The sequence below is a fragment of the Rhodomicrobium sp. Az07 genome (assembly GCF_018619475.1).
GTDB lineage: Bacteria > Pseudomonadota > Alphaproteobacteria > Rhizobiales > Rhodomicrobiaceae > Rhodomicrobium.
The window spans coordinates 15776-34249 of the sequence record NZ_JAHFZG010000013.1; the positions used below are offsets into that span (position 1 = coordinate 15776).

The window sequence follows — 18474 nt, forward strand, 5'->3', positions numbered from 1 at the left end:
GCTATCGGCGTCTTGACACCTCCATTAATTCGGTAATACTAGAATTATAAAATTTGAGGTTCCAATGGCCGACGCTCCCCAGGATAAGGACATCGCGCGCTACGCCGACATGATGGCGGCGCTGGGCACCGAGACACGGCTCCGCATCGTGCGCCTTCTGCTTTCGGCGCACCCTGGCGGGCTCGTCGTCGGAGAGATCTGCTCGGAACTCGGCATTCCGGCCTCGACCCTCTCCCATCACCTCGAAAAGCTGAAGAGCGAAGGCCTCGTGAACGTGCGCCGCGAAAGCACGTTCCTTCGCTACACGGCGAACACGCAAGCGCTGCAAGACATCCTCGCCTTCTTCGCCGAATGCTGTACGCGCAACCGCGCCATCAGCCTCGAAGACATCACCTGCTGTCAGGAGCACATACAATGAGCGACACCGATGTGAAGGAAACCGTGCGCGAACGTTATGCGCAAGCGGCGCGGCACGTGAGCGAGGGGCGCCCCAGCTGTTGCGGCAACGCGGCGCTCGAAGGTTCCGAACCGATTACTTCAAACCTCTACGACGTCACCGAAAAGAGCGTATTGCCCGAAGCGGCGGTGCTGGCCTCGCTCGGCTGCGGCAATCCCACGGCGCTGGCGCAACTCGCGCCCGGCGAAACCGTGCTCGACCTGGGTTCCGGCGGCGGCATCGATGTATTGCTGTCCGCGCGCCGCGTCGGCCCGACCGGCAAGGCTTACGGCCTCGACATGACTGACGACATGCTGGCTCTCGCCCGCGAGAACCAGAAACAGGCGGGCGTCGAGAACGTCGAATTTCTGAGAGGCGAAATCGAGGCGATCCCGCTGCCCGACAATTCCGTCGACGTCATCATCTCGAATTGCGTCATCAACCTGTCGGGAGACAAGGATAGAGTGCTTCGCGAGGCTTTTCGCGTGCTGAAGCCGGGCGGGCGCTTCGCTGTGTCCGACATCGTCACGCGCGGCGAAATTCCGGACGACATCCGCAAGAACATGCTCGCCTGGGCGGGATGCATCGCGGGCGCGCTGGAAGAAGGCGAATACGCGGCGAAGCTCGCGGCGGCGGGCTTCGAGGCCATCGGCATCGAGCCGACGCGCCTCTATCGCGGCGAGGACGCGCGCGAGTTTCTGGGCGGCAAGGGCATCGATGTGGACGCCATCGCCGGTCAGCTCGACGGCAAACTGATGAGCGCCTTCGTGCGCGCGGTGAAACCCAAGGCGCGCTGCTGCGCGTAAGGCAGGAGAGAGAAGCTATGAACGACCCCGTTTACAACGTGCTGTTCCTCTGTACGGGCAACACGGCGCGCTCGATCCTTGCGGAAGGCATCCTGCGCAAGGACGGCGCCGGGCGCTTCAACGCCTTTTCGGCGGGCAGCCAGCCGAAGGGCGTTGTCAACCCGTATGCGCTGAAGACGCTCGCCGCGTTCGACTACCCTGCCGACGGCTTCCGCTCGAAAAGCTGGGACGAGTTCGCTACCGCCGACGCGCCGAAGATGGATTTTGTCTTCACCGTCTGCGACAACGCAGCGGGCGAAACCTGTCCCTACTGGCCGGGCCAGCCGATGACCGCGCATTGGGGCATCGAAGACCCGGCGGCCGTCGAAGGCAGCGACATCGAAAAGCAGCGTGCCTTCAACGATGCGTTCCGTTACCTTCGCAACCGCATTCAGGTCTTCACCGCCCTTCCGCTTCGCACCGTCAGCAAGCTCGCGCTTTCCGATAAATTGCGGGAAATCGGCCGCATGGACGGCTCCAGCTTGAAGCCGGAACAAGCGAGCTGACGGGTGCGTCCGACATGCCGCTTTTTAGGGATGCTTCCTTGAAAAGTTTCAACGAGTCGATGGCCGACATAGCGACCGTAAAGGATACCACCAATGCCAACGATCCAAGTTTTCGATCCAGCCCTTTGCTGCAGCACCGGCGTTTGCGGCGTGGAAGCCGATCAGAAGCTCATCGATTTCGCCGCTGACGTCAGTTGGCTTAAGAGCCAGGGCGGCGTGATCGACCGCTTCAATCTGGCAAAAGAACCCTTGGCCTTCGCCGAGAACCCTGCGGTGAAGGGCTTTCTGGAACGCTCCGGTCAGGATGCGCTTCCGCTGGTTCTGGTGGACGGTGAAGTGGCTTTGGCCGGTCGCTATCCTCAACGCGCAGAGCTCGCACGATGGGCTGGTCTTGGCCAAACTGGCTCGGACACCAAGAAAGAGGGCGGATGTTGCGGCGGCAGCACGTGCTGCTGAACCCCATCAAATCAGAAGCGAGCACCATGAATTTCCTGGACCAACCGCCTTCCTTTCTGTTTTTCACCGGCAAGGGCGGCGTGGGAAAGACGTCGCTCGCCTGCGCGACCGCCGTTCACCTTGCCGATCGAGGGAAGAAGGTGCTGCTGGTCAGCACCGATCCGGCATCGAATGTTGCGCAGGTGTTCGAGCTTCCTGTCGGCCACACCGTGACCCCGATTGACGGCGTGCCGGGTTTGGCTGCGCTGGAGATCGACCCGCAAATTGCCGCTGAACGCTACCGCGAGAGGATTGTCGGCCCGGTGCGCGGCGTCCTGCCGGATAGTGTTGTCAAGAGCATCGAGGAACAATTGTCCGGTGCCTGCACGACCGAAATAGCGGCCTTCGATGAATTCACGGCGCTGCTGACCGATCCCGCAGTCGTTGGCGCCTACGATCACATCGTGTTCGACACAGCGCCGACCGGCCACACCATTCGGCTGCTGCAATTGCCGGGTGCCTGGAGCGGGTTTCTCGAAAGCGGCCAGGGCGACGCATCCTGTCTCGGCCCCCTCGCGGGGTTGGAAAAGCAACGCACCTGTTACAAGGCGGCGGTTGACGCACTCGCCGACGCATCGCGCACGCGCCTAATCCTCGTGGCGCGCGCTCAAGGTTCGACCCTGCGCGAGGCAAACCGCACGCATGAAGAACTGGCCGCGATCGGGCTGACGCAGCAATATCTCGTCATAAACGGCGTTCTGTCCACGGCTGATGCGCAAGGCGACGCGCTTGCCATAGCGATCGAGCGGCGCGAACGAGCCGCGTTAACCGGGATTCCGACCGCGCTGCGCGTTGTGCCCACCGATGCTGTCCCGCTCAAGCCCTTCAACCTCGTGGGCCTGGCCGCGCTTCGCCGTTTGTTCGACGACACAGCCGTTACGACGGAGCAGGCTACCGCCCATTTCGACGAGCCACAGGCTCCCGCCCTTGTCTCGCTGGTCGATGATATGGAGCGTGAGGGACGCGGGCTTATCCTCCTGATGGGCAAGGGCGGCGTGGGAAAAACCACGCTGGCGGCGGCGATTGCGGTTGAACTCGCCAGCCGCGGTCATGCCGTTCATCTGACGACATCGGACCCGGCCGCGCATCTGTGTGAAACCCTGGCCGGGACAATACCCGAGTTGACCGTCAGCCGGATCGACCCCCACGCCGAGACTGAGCGTTACCGGCAGACGGTGCTTGCCACCAAGGGGCGCGATATGGATCAAGCAGGTCGGGCGCTGCTTGAAGAGGATCTACGCTCGCCCTGCACAGAAGAGATCGCAGTATTCCAGGCCTTTTCGCGACTCCTTGGCGAGGCCGCGACGAAATTCGTCGTGATGGATACGGCGCCAACGGGCCATACGCTCCTTTTGCTCGACGCCACCGGGGCCTATCACCAGGAAGTGGCGCGCCAGACGAGCGCTACCAGCGATTTCTCCACCCCGCTCATGCAGTTGCAGGACGCGCAGCATACAAAGGTGGTCATCGTTACCCTCGCCGAGCCCACGCCGGTTCTCGAAGCCACCGGCCTGCAACAGGATCTTCGCCGCGCCGGGATCGAGCCTTGGGCGTGGGTCATCAACAACAGCCTCGCTCTGGCGCATCCGGTCGCGCCGCTGCTGCGCCAGCGCGCAGCGGTAGAACTGGCGCAAATCGAAGCCGTTTCAACGGAACATGCGACCCGGTGGGCCGCCGTGCCGTTGCAGGCCGAAGAACCTGTCGGCATCGAGCAGCTCCAAAGTCTGGCGCGCCGCTGATCAAGCTCCTTGAGCGCGTTTGCGACCTTTCGCGGCGTCCGGTGTGCCGTCGTCCGAAGAAAAGCGGCACAACTCGGGGGCGCCCTGACAGCAGTCCATGACGAGAAAGGAAACGAGCCTGCGCATCCCTTCGATATTGGCGCGATAGATGATAAATCGACCTTGTCGCTTACCCGTCACCAGCCCGGCACGGACGAGGATCGCGAGGTGGCTGGACAGCGTGTTGTGCGGCATGTTCACGGTATCCGAAATAGCCTTTGCGTGCAGACCCTCGGGCGCATGGCGCATGATCAAACGGAAGATCTCCAGCCGCGATGGCTGGCCAAGGGCTGCCAGACCAGCAAGTGCTCTTTCGTTATCGCTCACCTCGCCGCAATCGCTCGGCGGCACATGGGCTACGGTGGCCACGCGTCTTTCCTGCATCGAGAGCCTCTAACCCGCAAGACGCGGGGCGCGGTAATGATCCGATCCGGTTGGAGCGCCTTGCCGCATCCTCATAAGCAGAGAATAATTCTCATTTGACATTTGAGCGAGACGTTGGCCGCAACCGGGACTCAATATGTCGAATTCACACGTCCAAGGTTCCATGGATTCGGAAGTCCGGACACAATAAATAATGCCGTGTGACAGCAATATGAATGCTAACGGTCGCAAATACCTGAATTCGGTTCCGGCTCGCGTCGATGGCTCAAAACAGCAAGGGAACGGCACTCAGAGCCTCTCTCAATATTGATCGCCGTCATGCCTGAGAAATTGTTTCTCGCTGAATGAATAGCCAAATCCCCTGACCGTGCGTATCGGGTCGCTCTTCGCTCCGAAATTGATCGCCTTGCGAAGCCGCCCGACATGAACGTCCACCGTTCTCTCGTCGACATAGGCTTCGCGGCCCCAGACGCCATCCAGGATCTGCTCGCGGGAAAACACTCGCCCCGGATTTTGCATGAAGAACTCAAGCAGGCGATATTCCGTCGGCCCGAGCGCGATTTGCTTCTTGCCACGGGTAACGCGGCACTGCTCGCGATCAAGCTGAATGTCTGCCGCTCGGATAATGGAATCGATAAGAGCCGGATTTGCTCTTCGGAGCAGCGAGCGCACCCGCACGAGAAGTTCCGGAACCGAGAAAGGCTTGACGATATAATCGTCGGCGCCGGTCGAGAGGCCGCGCACCCTGTCGTTTTCCTCACCGCGCGCGGTGACGATGATGATCGGCAATGCTTTTGTCTCGGGACGAGCCCGGAGCCTTCGGCAGAATTCAATCCCTGAAAAGCCGGGCAGCATCCAGTCCAGCAGCACAAGATCCGGGCGGCAATCCCGAAGCATCGGGTCGGCGTCTTCTGCTCGCGTGGCTATTTCGACCGCATAGCCCTCGGCTTCGAGGTTATACTGAAGAAGCAAGCCTAGCGATTCGTCGTCCTCGACGACCAGAATTCGGGCCGCCATCGGCAACTCCCGTCAGATCAGCTGCATGCTGATATCATGCTTCCGGGGACGCTCATGGAGGAGCGTCCGGCCCGTCACGATGCAAGCCGCAATCTCGCCAATGCGTTCAATATTCTTCGGGCAGAATATAAGGCGCGCGTCCGATGTAATCATGCTTGCGTCCTTGATATAAATACCACCGATATTAGCCAAACCGGCCGGTGACATAATCCTGCGTCCTGACGTTCAGTGGATTATTGAAGATCGTTTCGGTTTCGCCATATTCGATGAGGCGCCCTAGATACATGAAGGCGGTATTGTCCGAGACGCGCGCCGCCTGCTGCATGTTGTGCGTGACGATCACGACGGTGTACCTTTCGCGAAGCTCGTCTATCAGCTCTTCGATCTTCGCTGTTGCTATCGGATCGAGCGCCGAGCAAGGTTCGTCCATCAAAAGAACTTCCGGATCTCCGGCAATCGCGCGCGCGATACAAAGCCGCTGCTGCTGACCGCCCGAGAGCCCGAGCGCCGAGGCGTGGAGCCTGTCCTTGACCTCGTTCCAGAGGGCGGCCCCTTGCAATGCCTTGTAGCAGGTCTCATCCAGAACTTTCCGGTCGCGAATGCCGTCGATCCTCAGCGGATAGACGACATTCTCGAAGACCGACATGGGGAACGGGTTCGGCTTCTGAAACACCATTCCCATCTGCTTGCGCAACGCGATCGTGTCGACCGTTGAGGCATAGATGTCGCCACCCTCGAATTCGATACGGCCCTCTATCCGCAAATTGTCGATCAGGTCGTTCATGCGGTTGAAGCAGCGCAGCAAGGTGGACTTGCCGCAACCGGATGGCCCGATGAGCGCCGTCACGAGCCCGCGTTCTATCGTGAAATTCACATCGTAGAGCGCTTGCGCCTTGCCGTACCAGAGATTGAAATCCCGGATGCGAATTGCCTCGCCGTCGGTTCCTCTTTTGGGATGGACCGACGGGGGTCCGAACGCAGCCGCGACCGGTGGCGCGGCATCTGTCATCGCAACTTTCATGTTAAAACTGGCTCCCGGCAAATCGGCGCTTGAGCCTCGATCGAATGATGATCGCGGCCAGATTGAGAACGGTGATGATTCCTATCAAAAGGCAGGTCGTGACGAAGACCATCGGCTTCCCTGCTTCGGAGTTTCGCGACTGGAACCCCACGTCGTAGATGTGAAAGCCGAGATGCATGAAGCTGCGCTCAAGGTGGATGTAGGGGAAATAGGCGTCGATCGGCAGAGTGGGCGCCAGTTTCACCACACCGACAAGCATGAGCGGCGCGACCTCACCCGCCCCGCGCGCCATGGCAAGGATGATGCCGGTCATGATCCCCGGCATGGCCCTCGGAAGTACGATGTTCCTGATGGTCTGCCATTTGGAGGCGCCGCAGGCGAGCGAGCCCTCGCGCATCGAGCGAGGCACAGCGGAGAGTGCCTCTTCCGTCGCGACAATCACCACGGGAACCGTGAGAAGCGCGAGCGTCAAAGCTGCCCAGATCAGGCCGCCGGTTCCATAAGTCGGGTTTGGCAGCCGCTCCAGAAAGAACACCTCGTCTATGGAACTGCCAAGCCCGTAGGCGAAGAAGCCGAGTCCGAAAACGCCGTAGACGATGGATGGCACGCCCGCGAGATTGTTGACGGATATCCGAACCACCGAAACCAGCCGCCCTTGTTGGGCGTATTCGCGTAGGTAAAGCGCGGTGATAACGCCGACGGGCGCGACCATCAGAACCATGAGCAACGTCATGGCGACGGTTCCGAAGATGGCCGGAAGAACCCCGCCTTCGGTGTTCGCCTCACGGGGATCGCTGCTCAGGAATTCCCACCAGCGAGAGAGATAGATGCCGATCTTGTCGGCAAGCGTCAGGTCGTTGGCCGCGTAGAACCGGACAAGGCCCGAGAGAGGAAGCGTCTTTTCCTTGCCTGCGATATCCGCGAGCGTGACGGTATTCTTCTGGTCGATTTGCCTGATGCGCTGGGCTTCGGCTGCGAGCAGCTCATATTGGGCACGGAGAGGGCCTGACGCCTCTACCTCGTTTGCGCGTGCCGCGGCAGCCTCCGGCGAGGTCGGTCCGTAGTTCAATTCGGCGCGCCGCACCTTCAGACGTAACCGCTCCAGATCGTAATTCACGCGCCCTATCAGGTTCCGCTCGATGTTGCGAATGGCCTGAAGCCGTTGAAGCGCCGCTTCATGCGCCTGAACGAGAGCGGGATCTTTCGCCGTCGGCGTGCTCACGGTCTTGCCGTCGATGGCCGCAGCCTTGATGCGCCCGACAAAGGCACCCCATTCGAGCCGCTCCACGAAAAGAACGTCGGACGGGAATTCGGCGCGCGCCACGTTGCGGTCGTCCACCCATTTGAAGTCGTAACCGCTGAGGTCGTAATTGCCGGTGCGGTAGAGGGTCCGCTGCTCGTACCCGCCCCGCGCCTCGATCTTGGCGGCATCCGTCGGAGCAAGCGCCTTTACGGCGTCGGGAGCGAGTTTATACAGTTCCGAGCGCGTCGGCTCGCCTGCCACAAGCTCACCCGATTTAAGGGTAACGACCGCAACAGGCTTCGCGATGAAGGTCGTGAACCCGTTATAGAAGACGAGCAGCAAAAACCCGAAGATCATCACGATGCCGACCGAAAGGGCGCCGCCGAGCGCCCAAAGCGCGGGCTCGCCGCGCGCCTTCAGCGGGATCGTGATGTTGCGCCTTGTCACGGCCTGGGAACTGTCCCGATCCGCCTGCTGAACGTCGTCTGCCGTTATCGTGGTCATGGTCGAAACCGCCTAAAGTTGCGCAGCGCGTTTGCGAAAACGGAGCCGGACAAGCTCGGCTATCGTATTGAGGACGAAGGTCATGATGAAAAGCGTCAGCGCGGCGAGGAAGAGCATGCGGTACAGCGTGCCATCTTTAACGGCTTCCGGCAGTTCGACGGCGATGTTTGCGGAAAGCGCGCGCAAGCCGCTGAAAATGTTCCAGTCGATGATCGGCGTGTTGCCCGCCGCCATGACGACGATCATGGTTTCGCCGACCGCGCGTCCGAGCCCGATCATGACGGCCGCGAAGATGCCGCTCAACGCTGTCGGCAGGATCACTCTGATTGCGGTTTGCCAGGGCGTGGCGCCACAGGAGAGGCTCGCGGCACGCAAGTGTTCCGGCACCGCGGTCAACGCATCCTCGGCGATGGTGTACATGATCGGGATCACCGCGAAGCCCATGGCGAAGCCGACGACGAGTGTATTGCGCTGGACGTAGGTGCCCACGAAGGAGCCCCGCACGTCCATCCCGGCCCACACGCTCAACGCCGCGAGCCCCGCCGCCAGAGCAAGCGACAAGGCGAGCATCGCCAGCCAGCGCACGAATTCGCGCGCTCCGTCGTCCCCGGCCCGGCCGCTCCCGGACAAGGCGGGGATGGTGCGGATGAAAATCACCAGCCCGACGAAGGCGATAGGCCAGAAGAGAAGCGTCATGAAAGGTTGGCTCGATCCTGCACCGCTCGTCCAGGCGCGGAAGTCGCCGTCAAAAAATACCTGTTCGAACAACGGAGCGAGATGGATCGCGGCATAGAGGCCGGCAACAAGGGAAGCCCCCACGAACAGAAGCTTTGCGCCGCCTCCCACGCGCTGTGCGACCGGTTGAGGAAGAAGCTGCCAGAGATACGCTCCGGCGAAAAGCGAGAGCGGCACGCAGACGAAGGCCAACACGACAGCGCCGATCCAGTTCTCGACGATGGGCGCCAGGATCAGCGCGGCAATGAAGCCCAGCACGACGGACGGCAGCGACGCCATCATCTCCATCGCGGGCTTCACCACGCCGCGGACGCGTCCGCCCAGAAATTGCGAAGTATAGATCGCGCCACAAAGTGCAATCGGGATCGCGAACATGAGGGAGTAGAAAGCAGCCTTCACCGTCCCGAAAATCAGAGGGGCGAGTGAGAACTTGGGTTCGAAGGCGTCCGTTCCCGACGAAGATTGCCAAGTGTAACTGGCCTCCGGATAATTCTCGTACCAGATCTTCCCGAATATGGTTCGAAGCGTCGTCTCGGGATGCGGCGCGTCCATGCTGAAGGTGAACGCCTTGCCGTGTCCTGCGACTGCAACGACGGCATTTTCTCTCGGCGACAGCGAGACGGCACTGATATCGGTCGCGCCGGTCCGAAGCTTCAACAGCGTCTGCTCGCTGGTCGAATGCCGCACCCAGATGTTTCCGGCTGCGTCCGCCGTGACGAACATCTTGCTGCGATCGCTCGGGTCGAAAGCGACAATAGCGGCCGGCTGCGGCGCCAGTTCATGGGCTTTCGTGAGCGCAAAACCGTCGGCGGTTCCCGCGCCCGGCGTAGGAAGGCGGAAGAAGATATTCACCGAGCCATCCGAGCCGCCGGCGACAATGGACTGCTCCCCTACCAGGAAGCCGAGAGTCGTCAAGCGAACACCTTCCGGCGTAAGCCTGATGCGTTCGGCGACCGCCGCTTTCGAAGGGTCACGCGCATCGTAACGGGATACCCAGCCGGACTTCTCAGCGACGTAGACCTGATCGGCCTGGCTGGTCATAAGCACCGAAGCCACATCGGTGCCGACCGGCAAAGAGGGAAGCTCCACCGAGGAGAGGGAAGTCTGTTCCTTGCCAGTCAAGAGATTGCGCTTCGTCTCAAGACGGCTGAGTCGCACCGCGCCGTTGGCATCGATCGATACGAACGATGTCGTCGGGCGCTCTACGGTGCCTCCGAGGCGGTAATCGACCGCGATCAGCGCCGTGCCCTCAGGCGCTATGCGCTGAGGCTCTTCAAGCGTAACGGATACGGATAATTTTCGAACCTGATCGTTTTCTATCGGGACATAGACGGCTTCGCCGTCCGTGAGAGTGTTCCCTGCAAGTTTCGTGAGACCGGACGGCACATTCGCCAGACTCAGAATTTCTGCGAATATCTTGATGCGCCCGAGACGAAGCGTACCGTCGTCGAAGCCAAAAGCGACGTCATCGCCGCGAAGGGTACTTGAAAATGCCGTAACCTTCCGGTCGCCCGTCAGAAAGCTGTTGGACTTGAGAAGACGCCCGCTCCCGAGGTCGTTGACAACAACCTCCCCGGTCGCTTCGACCGAAACGATGATCGTCGTGTATTCGTCGACCAGTTCGGAAAGAACGCGGCCGGAGGTGCCTTTCAGCGTAACCTCATGCTGGCCGACAAGGTGAGCGCCGGAAAACAGGGGCCGAACGACATCGACCAGAAAAACCATGATGCCGAAGACGGCAAGGATGACGCCAAGGCCGCCGATGCGAATGACCCAGTTGGCGATTGCATCGCTGATCAAAACGGAGCGGCGGGTAACGCGAGATTTTACTCTTTGCCGGCTCGCAGTAGAAGTATCGGTCGCCATCATACACCCGGAAGCCAGCCAACTTGCAGCGGCGATGGCGGCGCGAGGCCGCCATCGCACTTGTAATTACTTGCTCGCGTCGAGGCCGAGCACCTTCAAGTCTTCGTTACGCAGATCGTTGGTGATCGGGTAGTAGCCACCCTTGATCGTCTCGATCTGGCCTTCCTTGGAGGTCGAATACTTCACGAATTCGCCGCGAAGCGGATCGAAAGGCTGGTTGGGGTTCTTGTTGACGTAGATATACAGGAACCGCGCAATCGGATAGTTGCCGGAGTAGGCCGACTCGGGCGAGGTGTCGTAGCAGGTCGAGCCATCCTTCGCCGAGAGCGGGACGGCACGAACGTCGGCTGTCTTGTAGCCGATGCCGGAATAGCCGATCGCGAATTTGTCGCTCGCCACGCCCTGAACGACGGTCGAAGAACCGGGCTGCTCCTTCACGGTGTCCTTGTAGTCGCCATCGAACAGGGCGACTTCCTTAAAGTAGCCGTAGGTGCCCGACGCCGAATTACGGCCGTAAAGCGAAATCGGCTTGGAAGCCCATTCGCCGGTCATGCCGAGGTCGCCCCAGGTGGTGATCTCCTTCGCGGCACCGCCCTTGCGGCCCTTCGAGAACACGGCATCGACCTGCTGCAGGGACATGCACTTGATGGGATTGTCTTTATGGACGTAGACGGCAAGAGCGTCGACGGCGACACGGTAAGGCGTCGGCTTGTAGCCGTACTTCTTCTCGAACGCCTCGATTTCCTTCGACTTCATGGGACGGGACATCGGGCCGAACTGCGCCGTGCCTTCGATGAGGGCCGGAGGAGCGGTCGAGGAACCCTTGCCCTCGATCTCGATCTTGACGTTGGGATAGATGGCCTTGAAGCCCTCGGCCCAAAGCGTCATCTCGTTGTTGAGCGAGTCGGACCCGATCGACTTGACCTGGCCGGAGATGCCGCTCACAGGCTTGTAGCTTGGCAGTGCGGGATCGACTTCCAGCGCGGAAGCCGTTACCGCCAAAGCAGCACTTCCCGCCAGAATAACCGCTAAACTCTTAAATTTCATTACGCTTTCCCTTCGTTGGACGACGCAGCGTACGTGTATTTCTGTGGAGTCCATCATCACCGGCCGCGAAAGTGCGGCAGGTTAAGATGTCGATAATTATCGACATCCAGACTTGTCGTAACGGAGTTTCATGACGGTTTGATAACGCCCGCCGCGACCAGGTTGCATGGCGCGAGGTCATCGGGCAGGCCGCCGTGAAAGCTATTAATTGCGCTTGACCGTACATGCGCAAAGGCGCATATACAAGCGATGAAGACCGCCGTCGAAATCCTCTCCGCCCTCGCCGAGCCGACCCGGTTCGCCGCCATGCGCCTTTTGTGGGACGGGCGCGAACACTGCGTCTGCGAACTCATGCGCGAACTCGGCGCAAGCCAATCGCGCATGTCGCGTCACATGGCAGTGTTGAGAAACGCGGGGCTTGTCATCGACCGCCGCGATGCGCAGTGGGTGCGCTATCGCATCTCCCCCGATCTTTCCGCCGAAATCGTCGCCCTGCTGGAAGCGGCGCTGGCGCTCTCAGGCAAACCACAAAGAGTAGCAGCATGAGCGTACATCTGTCGGACCACACCCCGAGCGAACAGGGACGTAATCTCCGCTGGCTCGCAGGCGTCGTTGCGGCCCTTGCGCTCTGGGTCGCGCTTTACAGCCAACTTGTCCCGTTTTCCGAATGGGCGGTATCGGCCCTTTCAATCGACGCGCACAGCCGCGCGGGCGACGCAGTAGGCTTCTTCCTTTACGAAGCGCCGAAAGTGCTGTTGCTGCTCACGATCATCGTGTTCGCCATGGGTGTCGTGCGCAGTTTCTTTTCGCCCGAACGCACGCGCGCGCTGCTCGCCGGAAATAGGGAGGGCGTCGGCAATGTGGCGGCGGCCGGGCTCGGCATCGTGACGCCGTTCTGCTCGTGCTCGGCCGTGCCCCTGTTCATCGGATTTGTCAGCGCCGGTGTGCCGCTCGGCGTCACCTTTTCGTTCCTGATCGCAGCCCCGATGGTGAACGAGGTGGCGCTGGGGCTGCTCTTCGCCCTTCTCGGCTGGAAAATCGCGCTCACCTATCTGGCATTCGGGCTTGCCGTTGCCATCGTCGCGGGCTGGGTGATCGGGCGGCTGCATCTGGAGCACTGGCTCGAAGATTGGGTCCGCAATGTGCGCGCCGGAGATGTAGTCGTGCCTTCGGCGAAGCTCGACATGGTGGATCGCATCAAGGCGGGCCTCGACGCGGTGCGAGACATCATCGGTCGCGTATGGCCCTGGATGCTGGTCGGCATCGGGGCGGGCGCGGCGATCCACGGATACGTTCCGGCCGATCTCCTGGCTTCGATCATGGGGCGGGACGCCTGGTGGTCGGTGCCTGCGGCCGTCGTCCTCGGCATCCCGATGTATTCGAATGCGGCTGGCGTCATCCCCGTCGTCGAGGCGCTCATCGGCAAGGGCGCGGCGCTCGGCACCGTGCTGGCTTTCATGATGTCGGTGATCGCCCTGTCGCTGCCCGAGATGATTATCCTGCGCAAGGTGCTGAAGGCCAAACTGATCGCCGTGTTCATCGGTGTGGTGGGGACAGGCATCCTTGCGGTCGGTTTCCTGTTCAACGCCCTTTTCACCTGACCCGGAGCACTCCCATGAAAGACGTCAAAGTTCTCGGCCCTGGCTGCGCGCGCTGCAATACCACCGTCGAGATGGTGAAGGCGGAGGCCGAGAAGGCCGGCGTCCCCGTCACCATCGAGAAGATCACCGATTACGCCGCGATTGCGGGCTACGGCATCGCCTCCACCCCCGGCATCGTCATCGACGGCAAGGTCGTGCATGCAGGCGGTCTGCCGAAGGCCGACGATCTTGCCAAATGGCTGAAGGCATGAGGGCTGGCGCCCTCTTCTAGTCTTAAGCCTTCGGCGCAACGACCTTGCCGTCCTCCTTCGTGAACGGTCCGATATCGGGATTCGGCAGGACCTCCAGCACCTCTTCCGAGGGACGGCAGAGCTTGACGCCCTTCGGCGTCACCACGATCGGGCGGTTGATGAGGATCGGATGCGCCAGCATCGCATCGATCAGTTCATCGTCGGACCATTTCGGATCGTCGAGGCCGAGGTCGTGATAGGGCGTGCCCTTTTCCCGCAACAGCGCGCGTGCCGGAACGCCCATCGCCGCGATCAGTTCCTTGAGCTTTTCGCGAGACGGCGGCGTCTTCAGGTATTCGATGATTTCCGGTTCTTCTCCGCTTTGGCGGATCATCGCCAGCGTATTGCGCGAGGTGCCGCAAGCGGGGTTGTGATAGATGACAATGCTCATTTAACGCGCCTCCAAGTTTTTTCTGAGCATGATTCGCAAAACCGGCGCCCACTTTTGCGCGCGCCCATCTTTGCGGACGTGCTCCGAACGACGGCAACAGCATCTGTGTTGCATATTTCAACGGTTATTGTATAGTCCAATTCATGGAAGATACCGCCGCTGTCCGAGCTTTTACCGCGCTTGCCCAGGAAAACCGGCTTGCCATTTTCCGGCATCTCGTCGGCGCTGGACCGAGCGGCATTCCTGCTGGGGAGATTGGGAGAGCCGTTGGCATCAGCGCAACCAGCGTCTCCTTCCATCTGAAAGAGCTGGATCGCGCCGGGCTTGTGCGACAGTCGCGGCAGGGCCGCTTCATTTTCTATGCGCTGCATGTCGAAGGCGTCCGCCAACTCATCGAGTATCTGACCGAAGAGTGTTGCAGCGGGCATCCCGAACTCTGCGGCACGGCCTACATCGGAGCGAAAGGTCTTTGCAAAGAGGATAGCCATGAGTGACCCCCTTCCAGGCGACCGCATCTTCAACGTGCTTTTCTTGTGTACGCACAACTCGGCGCGGTCCGTGCTCGCGGAATCGATCCTGAACCGCTCTGCGAATGACAAGTTCCGCGCCTTCAGCGCCGGGAGTCATCCTCGTGGCCAGATCCATCCCTACGCCATCGATCTCCTGAAAAACCTCAGTTACGATGTGAGCGGCCTTCGCTCGAAATCCTGGGATGAATTCGCGGGGCCGGATGCTCCCCGCATGGATTTCGTGTTCACGGTCTGCGATGACGCCGCCAAGGAGGTCTGCCCGATGTGGCCGGGACAGCCGATGACGGCTCATTGGGGCGTGCCCGACCCCTCAACCGCCGAAGGCAAGGAGGCCGAAAAGCGGCTCGCATTCGCCAACTCCTATCGCATGCTGCAACGGCGCATCGACGTCTTCATCAGCCTGCCGGTAAAGTCGCTGGCCCGCCTTGCGCTTCAGAAAGAGATCGAAGAAATCGGGCGCATGGTCGACGCGCCGGAGAAGGCTTCTTGAGCCAGACGATCAAGTGGAAGGCGTTCTGCTATAAGGCTAAAAGGGAGCGAGCGTGCTTTCTAGAAGCACGCTCGACACAGCAACCGGGTCACTTCTTACCCACGCGCTTTGACGAGATGGGGCGCTTCACCTCCGGCAGCCGCGTCAGCTTCCACGCGCCGCCGAACTGCGGAGCCGGCCTCGTACCAGCCTTTTGAGCCGTTCACGATCTTCACGACCGACAGCATCACCGGCACCTCGATCAGCACGCCCACCACGGTCGCCAGCGCTGCACCCGAATTGAACCCGAACAAGGCGATCGCCGCGGCAACGGCGAGTTCGAAGAAGTTGCTTGCGCCGATAAGCGCGGAAGGCCCCGCAATGTTGTGAGCCTCACCCGCCGCGCGGTTCAGGAGATAGGCTAACCCGGAGTTGAAATAGACCTGAATGAGGATCGGCACGGCCAGTAGGGCGATGATGAGCGGCTGCGCGATGATCTGTTCGCCCTGGAACGCAAAGAGGAGAACAAGCGTCGCCAGCAGCGCAACAAGCGACATGGGCTGCAAGATCCGAAGCACGCGCGCAAGCGAAGCCTCGCCACCGCTCGCCATGATGCGGTTCCGCAAGACCTGTGCGATCACCACGGGAACCACGATATAAAGCGCGACCGACAACACGAGCGTGTCCCAGGGCACCGTGATCGCGGAAAGACCGAGCAGCAAGCCGACGATCGGCGCGAACGCCACGATCATGATCACATCGTTGACAGCCACCTGACTCAGCGTGAAATGCGGCTCGCCTTTGGTGAGGTTGCTCCAGACAAAAACCATCGCCGTGCAGGGAGCGGCCGCAAGCAGGATAAGGCCTGCAATGTAGCTGTCGATCTGTTCGGCGGGCAGGTAGGGACGGAACAGCCAACCGATGAAGAGCCAGCCGAGAAGGGCCATCGAAAAGGGCTTGACCGCCCAGTTGATGAAGAGCGTGACACTGATTCCCCGCCAATGCTCCTTGACCTGACCGAGCGCCGCGAAATCGATCTTCACGAGCATGGGGATGATCATCAGCCAGATAAGACAGGCCACCGGCAGATTGACATTGGCGATTTCCGCCGAGCCGACGGCCTGAAACACCGCCGGGAAGAAATGGCCGAGCGCGATGCCAACGGCAATGCACAGGGCAACCCATAGGGTGAGATATCTCTCGAACGTCGACATGATCTACTCCGGTAAGGCCGGACCGGAGCCGGCTTCAATGGTTTTCAGGAATGCGGCCAGAGGCGAGACCGCAGCCGGGTTGAGCGAGTAGCAGACCCTCGGCCGCGCAATCTCGCCGATGATGATGCCTGCCTCTTTCAAGATCCGCAGGTGTTCCGAGGTCGTAGAGGCGGCAAGGCCGATCTCCTCCACGATGTCGCACCCGATGCAGGTGTGCCGCCGGAGAAGCGTTTCGACGATCAGGACGCGCGCGGGATGCGACAGGGCTTTCGCAAGGCTCGCGATGCGCTCCTGGCGCGAACCCGCACCTTGGCAATCGGGGTCGGCATGCAGCGCGGATATTCGGTTGGCAATCATTGGTGGACCCGTACTTCGTTAATCGACGAAATACGAATAAGCAAAAGTCGGCAGCGATGCAAGGGGATTAGAGAAATCACTCCCACTCGATTGTCCCCGGCGGCTTGCTCGTCACGTCATACACCACCCGGTTGACGCCCTTCACCTCGTTGATGATGCGCGTGGCGGTGCGACCGAGAAAGCCCATGTCGAACGGGAAGAAGTCGGCGGTCATGCCGTCGACGGAGGTGACGGCGCGCAGCGCGAGCACGCGATCATAGGTGCGACCGTCGCCCATCACGCCGACCGTCTGCACCGGCAGCAAAACCGAGAACGCCTGCCAGATATGGTCGTAAAGCCCGGCCTTGCGGATCTCGTCGAGATAGATGGCGTCGGCCTTCCGCAGGATGTCGAGCTTTTCCCGCGTGACCCCGCCCGGCAGGCGGATGGCGAGGCCCGGCCCCGGGAACGGATGGCGGCCGATGAAACTCTCCGGCAGGCCGAGTTCGCGGCCGAGCGCGCGCACCTCGTCCTTGAAAAGCTCGCGCAGCGGTTCAACCAGCTTCATGTGCATGCGCTCGGGCAGACCGCCGACATTATGGTGGCTCTTGATGGTGACTGACGGGCCGCCGGAAAACGAGACGCTCTCGATCACGTCGGGGTAGAGCGTGCCTTGCGCGAGGAAAGTCGGCGCGCCACGACCGTCGGCGGCGAGCTTTTTCGCTTCCGCCTCGAACACTTCGATGAACAGGCGGCCGATGGTCTTGCGCTTCTTCTCGGGGTCGGCTTCGCCTTCGAGCTGGCCGATGAAAAGGTCGGACGCATCGACGTGAACCAGCGGAATATTGTAGTGATCGCGGAACATGCCGACCACCTGCTCGCTCTCGCCGAGGCGCATCAGGCCGTGGTCGACGTAAATACAGGTCAGCTGGTCGCCGATCGCCTCGTGAATGAGGACCGCCGCCACCGACGAATCGACGCCGCCCGAAAGGCCGCAGATCACGCGCTCCTTGCCGACCTGCTCGCGGATCTTGCGGATCATCTCCGCGCGGTAGGCGGACATGGTCCAGTCCGATTTGAGGCCGACGATCTTGTGTACGAAGTTGGAAAGGAGCTTCGCGCCGTCCGGCGTATGGACGACCTCCGGATGGAACATGGTCGTGTAGTAGCGCTTCGCCTCGTTCACGAGAATCGCAAAGGGCGCGTTCTCCGAGACGCCGATCGCCTCGAAGCCCTCGGGCGCGCGGGTAACGCGGTCGCCGTGGCTCATCCACACCGGATAGCGCTGGCCGACTTGCCAGATGCCATCGAAAAGCGGTGAAGGCTTCAGGATCTCCACATCGGCGCGGCCGAACTCTGCGGCGTGGCCGCCCTCGACGTCGCCGCCAAGCTGCAAGGCGAGCGTCTGCTGGCCGTAGCAGATGGCGAGAATCGGAACGCCCGAGTCGAACACGGCCCGCGGAGCGCGCGGGCTGCCCTCGCGCGTCACCGTGTCAGGGCCGCCGGAGAAGATCACGCCTTTCGGCTGCAACGTCTCGAACGCCGCCGCCGCCGACTGATAGGGATGAATTTCGCAGTAAACACCGGCTTCGCGAACGCGCCGCGCGATAAGTTGCGTGACCTGGCTGCCGAAATCGACAATGAGAACGGCATCCGTAGCGGGAAGACCGGCCAAGAGAAACTCCACTTCTGTCCGAAAAATCAAATGGGTCCGCGCGAGCGCGAACCCATTCCTAACATAGCCTTGTTTTTGCGCGCGTAAAGCG

Annotated in this window: 20 protein-coding genes; 10 read left to right on the plus strand and 10 right to left on the minus strand. The window is 61.2% G+C overall.

Features of this window, described 5'->3' with window-relative positions; all coding sequences use genetic code 11:
* Positions 1-64: 64 nt before the first annotated feature.
* The 5 genes from KKP04_RS10625 to arsA all read left to right on the plus strand — a co-directional run bounded on the left by KKP04_RS10625 (position 65) and on the right by arsA (position 4021).
* Complete coding sequence (locus tag KKP04_RS10625; protein WP_215030683.1) at positions 65-418, plus strand: helix-turn-helix transcriptional regulator; 354 nt, start codon at positions 65-67, stop codon at positions 416-418.
* Entirely contained in the window at positions 415-1242 is an 828-nt protein-coding gene (locus tag KKP04_RS10630; protein ID WP_215030686.1) for an arsenite methyltransferase, read from the plus strand. The genes KKP04_RS10625 and KKP04_RS10630 overlap by 4 nt, the downstream gene beginning before the upstream one ends.
* Positions 1243-1259: 17 nt before the next feature.
* The gene (locus tag KKP04_RS10635) at positions 1260-1787 is read left to right on the plus strand and encodes an arsenate reductase ArsC (protein ID WP_215030689.1); all 528 of its coding nucleotides are present in this window, start codon (positions 1260-1262) and stop codon (positions 1785-1787) included.
* Positions 1788-1880: 93 nt separating this feature from the next.
* Positions 1881-2243 carry an arsenite efflux transporter metallochaperone ArsD gene (gene arsD / locus KKP04_RS10640; protein ID WP_215030692.1) on the plus strand — a complete coding sequence of 121 codons (363 nt, stop codon included), beginning with the start codon at positions 1881-1883 and terminating at the stop codon, positions 2241-2243.
* Positions 2244-2269: 26 nt separating this feature from the next.
* A complete protein-coding gene (gene arsA, locus KKP04_RS10645; protein ID WP_215030696.1) occupies positions 2270-4021 on the plus strand; it encodes an arsenical pump-driving ATPase in 1752 nt (583 codons plus the stop codon).
* On the opposite strand, the gene KKP04_RS10650 is transcribed toward arsA, so the two are convergent.
* The 6 genes from KKP04_RS10650 to KKP04_RS10675 all read right to left on the minus strand — a co-directional run bounded on the left by KKP04_RS10650 (position 4022) and on the right by KKP04_RS10675 (position 11877).
* Positions 4022-4429: an ArsR/SmtB family transcription factor gene (locus tag KKP04_RS10650; protein ID WP_371818767.1), complete on the minus strand. Its 408-nt coding sequence runs from the start codon at positions 4427-4429 to the stop codon at positions 4022-4024. It abuts the gene before it with no gap.
* 315 nt (positions 4430-4744) lie between these two features.
* Positions 4745-5461, minus strand: coding sequence for a phosphate regulon transcriptional regulator PhoB (phoB, locus tag KKP04_RS10655; protein WP_215030703.1), 717 nt, complete (start codon positions 5459-5461; stop codon positions 4745-4747).
* A 184-nt stretch (positions 5462-5645) separates the two neighbouring features.
* Complete coding sequence (gene pstB, locus KKP04_RS10660; RefSeq protein WP_215030706.1) at positions 5646-6470, minus strand: phosphate ABC transporter ATP-binding protein PstB; 825 nt, start codon at positions 6468-6470, stop codon at positions 5646-5648.
* Between the two features lie 13 nt (positions 6471-6483).
* The gene (gene pstA / locus KKP04_RS10665) at positions 6484-8229 is read right to left on the minus strand and encodes a phosphate ABC transporter permease PstA (protein WP_215030709.1); all 1746 of its coding nucleotides are present in this window, start codon (positions 8227-8229) and stop codon (positions 6484-6486) included.
* A gap of 12 nt (positions 8230-8241) precedes the next feature.
* Positions 8242-10764 (minus strand): ABC transporter permease subunit, encoded by a 2523-nt coding sequence (locus KKP04_RS10670; RefSeq protein WP_215030712.1) that lies wholly within the window; start codon positions 10762-10764, stop codon positions 8242-8244.
* 132 nt (positions 10765-10896) lie between these two features.
* On the minus strand, positions 10897-11877 hold the full coding sequence (locus KKP04_RS10675) for a PstS family phosphate ABC transporter substrate-binding protein (protein WP_215030715.1): 981 nt from the start codon (positions 11875-11877) through the stop codon (positions 10897-10899).
* Positions 11878-12126: 249 nt separating this feature from the next.
* Between KKP04_RS10675 and KKP04_RS10680 the strand changes: the two genes are divergently transcribed.
* From KKP04_RS10680 to KKP04_RS10690, 3 genes are read left to right on the plus strand one after another with little or no spacing between them, the layout of a single operon-like run.
* Positions 12127-12423, plus strand: a complete 297-nt coding sequence (locus KKP04_RS10680) for a metalloregulator ArsR/SmtB family transcription factor (RefSeq protein WP_215030718.1) — start codon at positions 12127-12129, stop codon at positions 12421-12423.
* Positions 12420-13478: a permease gene (locus KKP04_RS10685; RefSeq protein WP_215030721.1), complete on the plus strand. Its 1059-nt coding sequence runs from the start codon at positions 12420-12422 to the stop codon at positions 13476-13478. Before KKP04_RS10680 ends, KKP04_RS10685 begins: the two co-directional genes overlap by 4 nt.
* Before the next feature lie 14 nt (positions 13479-13492).
* Complete coding sequence (locus tag KKP04_RS10690) at positions 13493-13729, plus strand: thioredoxin family protein (protein WP_215030723.1); 237 nt, start codon at positions 13493-13495, stop codon at positions 13727-13729.
* A gap of 22 nt (positions 13730-13751) precedes the next feature.
* Here KKP04_RS10690 and arsC read toward each other — a convergent pair whose 3' ends face one another.
* Positions 13752-14159, minus strand: coding sequence for an arsenate reductase (glutaredoxin) (gene arsC, locus KKP04_RS10695; protein ID WP_215030726.1), 408 nt, complete (start codon positions 14157-14159; stop codon positions 13752-13754).
* A 143-nt stretch (positions 14160-14302) separates the two neighbouring features.
* On the opposite strand from arsC, the gene KKP04_RS10700 reads away from it, so the two are divergent.
* Together KKP04_RS10700 and KKP04_RS10705 are read left to right on the plus strand one after the other, a co-directional pair.
* The gene (locus KKP04_RS10700) at positions 14303-14653 is read left to right on the plus strand and encodes a helix-turn-helix transcriptional regulator (protein WP_215030729.1); all 351 of its coding nucleotides are present in this window, start codon (positions 14303-14305) and stop codon (positions 14651-14653) included.
* Positions 14646-15179 carry an arsenate reductase ArsC gene (locus KKP04_RS10705; RefSeq protein WP_215030731.1) on the plus strand — a complete coding sequence of 178 codons (534 nt, stop codon included), beginning with the start codon at positions 14646-14648 and terminating at the stop codon, positions 15177-15179. The genes KKP04_RS10700 and KKP04_RS10705 overlap by 8 nt, the downstream gene beginning before the upstream one ends.
* Positions 15180-15274: 95 nt before the next feature.
* Here the strand turns inward: KKP04_RS10705 and arsB are convergent, their stop codons facing one another.
* From arsB to guaA, 3 genes are all read right to left on the minus strand, one after another.
* Positions 15275-16372 (minus strand): ACR3 family arsenite efflux transporter, encoded by a 1098-nt coding sequence (gene arsB / locus KKP04_RS10710; RefSeq protein ID WP_215030734.1) that lies wholly within the window; start codon positions 16370-16372, stop codon positions 15275-15277.
* 3 nt (positions 16373-16375) lie between these two features.
* Entirely contained in the window at positions 16376-16729 is a 354-nt protein-coding gene (locus KKP04_RS10715; RefSeq protein ID WP_215030737.1) for a helix-turn-helix transcriptional regulator, read from the minus strand.
* Positions 16730-16805: 76 nt separating this feature from the next.
* Complete coding sequence (gene guaA / locus KKP04_RS10720; RefSeq protein ID WP_215030740.1) at positions 16806-18383, minus strand: glutamine-hydrolyzing GMP synthase; 1578 nt, start codon at positions 18381-18383, stop codon at positions 16806-16808.
* Positions 18384-18474: the final 91 nt, after the last annotated feature.